Source organism: Halalkalibacter akibai JCM 9157, assembly GCF_000513135.1.
Classification (GTDB): domain Bacteria; phylum Bacillota; class Bacilli; order Bacillales; family Bacillaceae_D; genus Halalkalibacter; species Halalkalibacter akibai.
On record NZ_BAUV01000090.1, the window covers coordinates 1 to 7,547 of the forward strand.

Below are 7,547 nucleotides of genomic sequence, written 5' to 3' on the forward strand. Positions count from 1 at the left end.
CATAATAATTATATTTCCAACTTTATTTTGGTTGACATACCATATTTGGAAGTATTTTGATGATAAAAAGATGAAGAGTAATACGGATGACAGTTGCGATTTGTAACTTGCTTGTTCAACAAACGGAGAGCATTACTTTAACAACAGGAGCAGTCATATGTGGTTGCTTCTGTTTTCAATTTTTCTTCAACTATTGAGCCCTTAGTGGAAAATGAATATTTATTTTATAGTAGGTAAAGGTAATCCCTAAATAACAGTTTAGGGTGATGTAAATTGAAGAAAATTATTTTACTTGTAATGCTTATTTTTAGTTCGCTTTGTGGGGTGGTGAACATTGAAGCAGCTTCTGCAAATTCAATCAGTGAGGCTCGACCTTTAGAGGAAACATATCCTGAATTTGGATATGAAACTGTTGAAGAAGCTGTAAAAGAATTTGAACAACATTTTAACCAAGGTTTAAAACTACCTCTTAGGATTCCGCCTATAAATTTTACTCATCATTTTGGAAGGTTTAATGATTTAGATGGGGATATAAATGATTCTTTTGAGTTGATATTTATAAATGATAAATCGCCTGAAAATCAATATGAAATAGCTGTTAGACCTCTTAAACACAAAATTCCAATCAAGGATAAGCGAGTCGTTAAACTGTTTACTTTAAAGAACGGAAATGAAGCTAAATTTATTAACATCTCTGAGTCGTTTGAAGCTCTCGTTTTTGAGAGAGATAATTGGCAATACAGGCTTAGTATAAATAAAAAAATTTCTGATAAGGTCTCTTCTGAAATGTTAGTAGAGATAGCAAATTCAATTGATTATCCAAGTAAAAAGAAAAATCCTTTAGAAATGAACAGTATTGTTTATCAATTAACGAGTGCGATTTCAAGGGGGTAATCGTATTTCTTATTAAAATAACGGAGTGCGTTTCTGCAATAAAGCAGGAACGCATTTTTTTGAACAAAAAAAGGAAATTAATGTTAAAATTAAAAGATGGTTATTCAAGTAACGAGCAGAAGAGTTGAGGAGTAAATTGTTATTATGGTTATATAAAGTGGTGCGGAGGTGGAAGAAGTGGAAACTAAAATAGAAATGAGAAAGGCTTTTTCTATTATTAAGATTGTCATTGCTATGATTGCTATTTATTTAGTTGTTGCAGGAGTATATAACAACAGTCTAAATATCAATATTTTATTCTTATTAGCCTTCTTTACCTTTTTCCTAACTCTAATTGAAACCTATTTTTCTAAAAGAAAAGATGGAAATTTCATTGTAGATACGATGCTTGCAATTGGATTTTTATTAGCATTTTTCCTATTCTAACTTTAGAAGAAGTTCTTAGTCGGTAAAGGCTCTTATTGCTCTAACGTGGCAGTAATCTTTAATAAGACAATTGGTTTGTTATGGTAAAACGAACGAAATATTTAAAGAATTAGAGGGGATTGTATGGGGGAAAACGTACAACTTAAAGATGTTATTTTCAATAATAGTAAATACTCAAAAACTAAAAAGGTATTTGGTATAATATTTATTATTTTTGTATTCTTATTACAAGTTAGTGGAACTGATAAAATGATTGGATTTATTGTTGTATTCACAGGAACGGTTATAGGGGTAATTTACTCGGTCTGTAAGCTCCTTTTTTATAATACAAAGAGAAACAACAAAGACATTGTATTCTTAATAATATTTGTCTGCTTGTTTGGTTGGGGCATAATTACATTTTTCAATTTATAAACAAACTGTCGAATTTCTTGTTCAACAAACGGAAGCGTTAGTGGAGACTGATGTAGCCGTAGGTTAGTCTGTGGAAATAAATGTATTTATAGATAGAGATTAGCTTTTCATTTGGTAATGAGTAACTAATGCTTAGATAATAAATAGGTAATTACTATTTGATAATGTGCAGATGTTATTATAGAGAATATGTAATGTATCTGAACTATGACAAATAAAAGCAAAGTTATGAAAAAGAGAAATGTTTACGAACTAACGTTCTTGTGTTATGATACAAAAAATTCCATAAAAAAGAGGTAAAAGCCATGGGTAACAGAAGGTATAACGCCAAAACTATATATTTGAAAAAATCAGACACTTTCCATTGAGGAGAGTGTCTTTTCTTTTTTAATACAGTTATCTAAGCAACATTATTGGCTTTTATCCGAAAGGAGAATAGTAAAAATGAAAAAGAAAAAGTACCGACACAATGAGATCGTAAGAGCATGTGAATGTGGGCAAGGACAACTGAGGTATCGTCAAGAGGAAGCAACTAAATTCGAGTATGTAAAATGTGATTGGTTCTTGTGTGACTATCATTGGGATACTAAGTCACCACTTCATGTGGCACTATCTATATCGCTTGTTACTAAGTCGGAGTAGGAGGTAAAGGACATGCTAAAAATAAAGAAAGAATTTGCATGGTCATGGAGCAAGCATAAAACGTTCATTAACTGCAAACGTCAATTTTTGTTTATGTATAAAGTCGCACATGCGGGAAGACGTAAGGATGCAAATGCTTTTGAGCAAAAGGTTAATCTACTGAATCAGCTAACAAATATCGATATGGAATTTGGGATTTTGGTGCATGAGCTTATATACGAGGCGATTAAACGTCTATTTAAAATGGGCATAAAACCCAATCCAGAGCAAATATATCAAGCGTTGAAAAATGGTTTAAATAGTGTGTATTTGGAATCGCTTAGAAAGCGTGATAAGTGGAAAAATGGTGAGAGTAATGGCGGTAAGATGTTAAAAGAAATATATTATGAAAATCAAGTTCCAGGCGAACGTATAGAAGTCATAATGGAAAAGATGGATCAATGCACTAAATCATTTTGTCAAAGTGCAACTGTGGAAGAAATTACTAAAAAAGAAATAAAGTATGACCAAGCTGAACGCCATCGTTCTATGTATTTAGATGACGAAATGAAAATCAACATCATGATTGATTTGTCCTATGAAAATACATTGACGGGTAAAAAGACGATTGTAGACTGGAAAACCTCGGATTATCAGCAGATTGACGATTTCTACCAACTCTGTATTTACGCACTTTATCACAAAGAAGTGTTTAAAATTAATGTTGATAATCTCTCGATTGAAAATGAGTATCTATACGTCACAAGGCAAAATAAACACAAGAGAAGCTACCCATTATGTGAGGGTGACTTGGACAGAATTAAAGGCCTGATAAAAGCAAGCTATCAAAATATAACAGAGTTCTTGGAGGAACAGACGGAATGTGGCATTGATGAAAATAATGTAATGTTACTACCTATGGCAAGCAATGAAAAGAGTTGTAACAGATGTAACTTCCGAGAATTATGCAGAGTAGAGGGCAAGGTTTAAGGAGAGGATTGGGCTTGGGTCAAACTTGTAGCGAGTTCTGCGATTTCCTTAATTGAAGAAACCAGGTTTCAATAGAACAGCGTTTCATGTGTGCCTGAATATATGGGAGAGGATGAAGAAAATGAATGATAGAACGATTCTTGGTTATATTTTATTAGCATGCAAGAAACTAAATTACACCAAGGAAGAAGCAAGGAAACTCATCGCAGAGGTATCAATATTATTGATAACGAAAACAGATGAAGAGTTAGAAGACGGTTTTCAATGGTATAAGGAGTTAGAAGAAAAAGATATTAAAACCGAGATGAAACAGACTGAAATGGGTATCAAACCAAGAAAGCCAAAAAGGATAACGAAATTTCCCGAAGGCTATAGAAGCAAACTTTCAAAAGAGAATGAGAGAATTATTAATCTCATAAGAACTCTAAAAGACTCGTAATTGAATAAAACTGACTCCCAAAGCTCAGGATTGAAAAGTAATGCAAGAGGTGAAACATCCGTAAAATAAGCAGAGTAGAGGGTAAGTTTAAGGAGAAAGGATTGGGCTTAGATCGAATTTGTAGCGAGTTCGGATCAAGGTGGCGGGTAAAAGAATGCCGTTGTCTTGTACCCATTCCAGTGGAAAACTTTTGCGGCCGCCAGAGTTATTATAGTAAAAATCATAGATTTTATCAGCAGGAACGAAGTGAGTTTGATAGTTTGGTGAGCGGAAATTGATTACAAACCCTGTTATCACACCAGATAACTTACTATGCGTGTTGAGGGTGTCTATTTGATATTGACTGATGTTTGAAAACGGAAGGGACTTTTGCTTCGTGGTTTTGAGTTCAAAGAGAAAAATGTTTGGGTAGCTGTATGCAATAAAATCACAGCAATTCTGCACATTTTTAAACTTCATCGTATCGTCTTTTAACCGCTGAACAAAAATGTCAGAGGGAGAGCTGTTGAAGAATTCTTTCTCAAATACCTTGCCATGATTGGTCTTGCTTTTTTTCATAGATGATAGTGTTATGGTTATAAAATGTTCTCCTTTCTGTTTAGAAGTGATCTTACCTTATATGCAGAAAGTAAGAAATTATAAGAAACAGTAAGCCCTCGTGATTGATGGCTTACCCTGTTTTTAAGAGTTAGAATTTGATTGCACCTTGTTCTTCTCTTTAGACTTTAAGTTGTTGATAATTTCCATTAGCTCTTTTGCTCGGTGATCCGCAGTCTGAATCTGCTTTTGTTGAGCTTCTTGAAATGCTTTTCCTTTATCGTTCATAGTGTCCTCCGTTTTATAAATATAAATTTTAAGAGTGAAGTTCAGGTAGGTGGTTTAAATTATAGAATTCGAGTTCATACTCCCACTCTTCAAACAGGAAGAGTAGAAGGTTATCGTTTACGCCATCTTCTACTTGCTTAATAAATGCTTGTCTATCTATTTCTTTCTCCTTTTCATAGTTTTCGTTCCGATAGTAGACGGTTTTATTGATGACTGTAATAATTTCAGAACTCTCTTTTGCATTATCCATAGCAGTCATTGCTTCTTCAATGGTATTAAAATGGTGAGATTTACAATCGAAAATAGAGTTGAGAAACTGATGGGGAAGTGTTAGAGAGGGTTTAGAGGTGTAGACGTTTCCGACCGAATTGATAGCGAATTTAGGCTGAATAGAGCCATCTCTTTCGTGTTGGAGAATAGCTTCATACTTCTTCTTTAAAAGTAGCCATTTTCGATATTCGATATAAGCAATAACAAAAGATTCTCCTTGAAAATGCTCAGCTAAATGATTGAGATTTATCCTCGCTTTGTCTTCAAGAGTGTAAGGCTTGTTATGATTATATCTACTTATTAGAAATTTATTGCAGTAGTTAATGATTGATGAATCAGACATGAAGTTAGTGTTTGCCTTGACTCCCTTTGAGATCATTTCATTACGAATGAATTCTTCGGCATTTTCAATCGTAGATTTACAGTTTTTAATGCAGATATTAAGAAGGTTTGGGTTGATTTTGATAGGGGTATTGTTAAGACGTTCTAAGAGCATTTCGTAAGTCATATAGAGGTTCTCCTTTGGAAGTGTAGAGGGAATGAAACTTGTTATGTTAATCATAAGCGAATCCAGGAGGAGATAGAATAGCAAAACGGTTCTATGTTGTTTGAGATGGAAATAAAAAAGTAAATAAGGCATTACACTGTAATCCTTGTGGCTGTAAGTTCAAATGTTATTGGAAGACGGAACAATAATCTCTTATATATTAACTGATCAAAAACTCTTAGAGCTAATTTACATCTTCAAATGAGATTACTTACTATCTCTTTTTTGTATTTTTGATATTGCAATTTCCATCTGTATGTCTTATAGACATATATGCGTACTCTCCTTTGCAAACCCTATTGAATATTTCTTAATACAAGTAAAACCCCTCTTCTAATTGAACAACTTTTAGTTGTTTAAGAGCTGTCATTGGTGCATTACAATTTCCATAGAACTTAAAATGAACTGATTTGACAATTGTCAACAGTCTCTATAAACGATACATTTGACTGTTTACATTTAGCAAATTAGTTAGTTGTAGTAGTATATGGGGTTGCCATTCATTGAATGAAACATAACCGAGATAACTATATTCTTAGAAATGCTCAGCCACTTTGTATTTGGATAGATGGTACGCTGAGTAAGGTAATCTTCTTCTTGTTAAGATTGTGTAGCATGACAAGTCTTCAAATAAAGGAAGAGTTAGATAAATAGGATACGTTGCGTTCGCCTCGAATTACATTAAATATGACATATCCTTTAGAGAGCCAATCCAAATTGTAACCATGTATAACCATCGACTATTAACAGTAAGTGTTTAGCCGTAAAATTTGCTAAGACTCAGTTACCATTTTTTGTGTTAAATTATAACTATAAAAATTTAATTGAGGAGGTAGTTATGAAGATTACGTTGGAAATGAGCAAAGGTGCTTACGAGATAGCAAAGAAGGTTTACTATGAAAAACTGACGAGAAGTGAAGGTAAAGTAGAGATTAATAGAGTTACAGGAATGAGTGAGGGTTCCGCACAGGCTTTTATTACAATATTTTTAGCTATGATGAAAGGAGAAGGATATAAGCGATCATTTAATAATGAAACCAATAAATTTCTTCTTGAAAGCATTAGGAATGACTTTGGTGAGACTACATATAAAAAGGCTTTAACGGCTGTGCAGAAACACATAGATTATTACTCAACGTTAAATAAAGGGAATTTGACAGGGTTACAGGCTATTGTAAATCAAATGAAATGTAATTGATATTAGAGTTTCCACCAATGAAAAATAAGGAGTTAGCTTACAATGAAAATTAAGATGAAAAGGGTGTCTATACAAATGAATCTAAAAATAGCGTTGTTTATAACAAACACCTACCAAGGAGCGAATTTAGGCGATGCTCCTGTTGTGGTGGAGAAGGAATCCTAACTATAAGTAATGGGATTGAAGAATGTAGTGTTTGTAGTTATATGTAAATCTTGTAATCAAAGTAACAGGTGAGTTATTAAGATGGATAAATACTTTTCAACTAACGAAGCAGGTTACTGAAAGAAACAAAGGAGGAACTATGATTGTTTTTTTAAACTTATTTGGACTTTTCATTTTGTTCGTTACAGTTGTCGTATTTTGTGTTTTTTGTCTTAACTTATTTCTCTTCTTTATTAAAAAGAAACCATTTCCTAAGAAACTGTTGATTGCAACGTTGATAGGAATTGTTGTGGTTACAACACAAGTTGGATATAATAAATATTTTTTTACATTCAATAATAATGATGGTGAATTTTATAAAGGACCAGTGAATTCTCCAACAGGAATATATACTGCTAATGCCTATTATACGACATATGGTGGTGCCGCTGGTGGAGTTAATTTATGGGTAGAAATTACTTATCATGAGGATGATAATAAGATTAAGACTGTTTATTATAGTGATGCGAAAAGTAACTTTTCTATGAAATGGCAAGATGAAAATACATTATATATTTTAAATGAAGAACCAGAGTACCCAAGCTCAAATAGAAGTATTCAATTGGATATTGAAAAAGAGATTTATCACGATAGAGGTTTAGCTTGTCAAAGTTGGCTAATGAAAGATGAGTATGAAACTTGCTATCAAAACTAATAGCTCATATTAAAGTAACGGGGGCGATAGCTTAATAAAGGTTATCGCCTTTCTCTTATTGAAG

At 33.0% G+C, this 7,547-nt stretch carries 11 protein-coding genes; 8 read left to right on the top strand and 3 right to left on the bottom strand.

The features are described from left to right. The first annotated feature begins 273 nt into the window (after positions 1 to 273). The 5 genes from JCM9157_RS22345 (at position 274) to JCM9157_RS22370 (ending at position 3,784) form a co-directional block, all read left to right on the top strand. Entirely contained in the window at positions 274 to 894 is a 621-nt protein-coding gene (locus JCM9157_RS22345) for a hypothetical protein (RefSeq protein ID WP_052013322.1), read from the top strand. Positions 895 to 1,071: 177 nt separating this feature from the next. Next, positions 1,072 to 1,320 (top strand): hypothetical protein, encoded by a 249-nt coding sequence (locus JCM9157_RS22350; RefSeq protein WP_148296949.1) that lies wholly within the window; start codon positions 1,072 to 1,074, stop codon positions 1,318 to 1,320. A gap of 858 nt (positions 1,321 to 2,178) precedes the next feature. After that, complete coding sequence (locus JCM9157_RS22360) at positions 2,179 to 2,376, top strand: hypothetical protein (protein ID WP_035668568.1); 198 nt, start codon at positions 2,179 to 2,181, stop codon at positions 2,374 to 2,376. A gap of 12 nt (positions 2,377 to 2,388) precedes the next feature. Next, entirely contained in the window at positions 2,389 to 3,345 is a 957-nt protein-coding gene (locus JCM9157_RS22365; RefSeq protein WP_035668570.1) for a PD-(D/E)XK nuclease family protein, read from the top strand. Between the two features lie 121 nt (positions 3,346 to 3,466). Next, on the top strand, positions 3,467 to 3,784 hold the full coding sequence (locus JCM9157_RS22370; RefSeq protein ID WP_035668573.1) for a hypothetical protein: 318 nt from the start codon (positions 3,467 to 3,469) through the stop codon (positions 3,782 to 3,784). 87 nt (positions 3,785 to 3,871) lie between these two features. Here JCM9157_RS22370 and JCM9157_RS22375 read toward each other — a convergent pair whose 3' ends face one another. From JCM9157_RS22375 to JCM9157_RS22380, 3 genes are all read right to left on the bottom strand, one after another. Then, entirely contained in the window at positions 3,872 to 4,342 is a 471-nt protein-coding gene (locus tag JCM9157_RS22375) for a Holliday junction resolvase RecU (RefSeq protein WP_035668575.1), read from the bottom strand. A 123-nt stretch (positions 4,343 to 4,465) separates the two neighbouring features. Further along, a complete protein-coding gene (locus tag JCM9157_RS24795; RefSeq protein WP_156321517.1) occupies positions 4,466 to 4,609 on the bottom strand; it encodes a hypothetical protein in 144 nt (47 codons plus the stop codon). Between the two features lie 28 nt (positions 4,610 to 4,637). Then, entirely contained in the window at positions 4,638 to 5,387 is a 750-nt protein-coding gene (locus tag JCM9157_RS22380) for a hypothetical protein (RefSeq protein WP_035668577.1), read from the bottom strand. A gap of 877 nt (positions 5,388 to 6,264) precedes the next feature. On the opposite strand from JCM9157_RS22380, the gene JCM9157_RS22385 reads away from it, so the two are divergent. From JCM9157_RS22385 to JCM9157_RS22390, 3 genes are all read left to right on the top strand, one after another. Next, positions 6,265 to 6,624 carry a hypothetical protein gene (locus JCM9157_RS22385; protein WP_035668579.1) on the top strand — a complete coding sequence of 120 codons (360 nt, stop codon included), beginning with the start codon at positions 6,265 to 6,267 and terminating at the stop codon, positions 6,622 to 6,624. A 42-nt stretch (positions 6,625 to 6,666) separates the two neighbouring features. Further along, the gene (locus JCM9157_RS25865; RefSeq protein WP_268870972.1) at positions 6,667 to 6,789 is read left to right on the top strand and encodes a hypothetical protein; all 123 of its coding nucleotides are present in this window, start codon (positions 6,667 to 6,669) and stop codon (positions 6,787 to 6,789) included. 139 nt (positions 6,790 to 6,928) lie between these two features. Beyond that, a complete protein-coding gene (locus JCM9157_RS22390; protein ID WP_035668581.1) occupies positions 6,929 to 7,483 on the top strand; it encodes a DUF5412 family protein in 555 nt (184 codons plus the stop codon). The last annotated feature ends 64 nt before the right edge of the window (positions 7,484 to 7,547 follow it).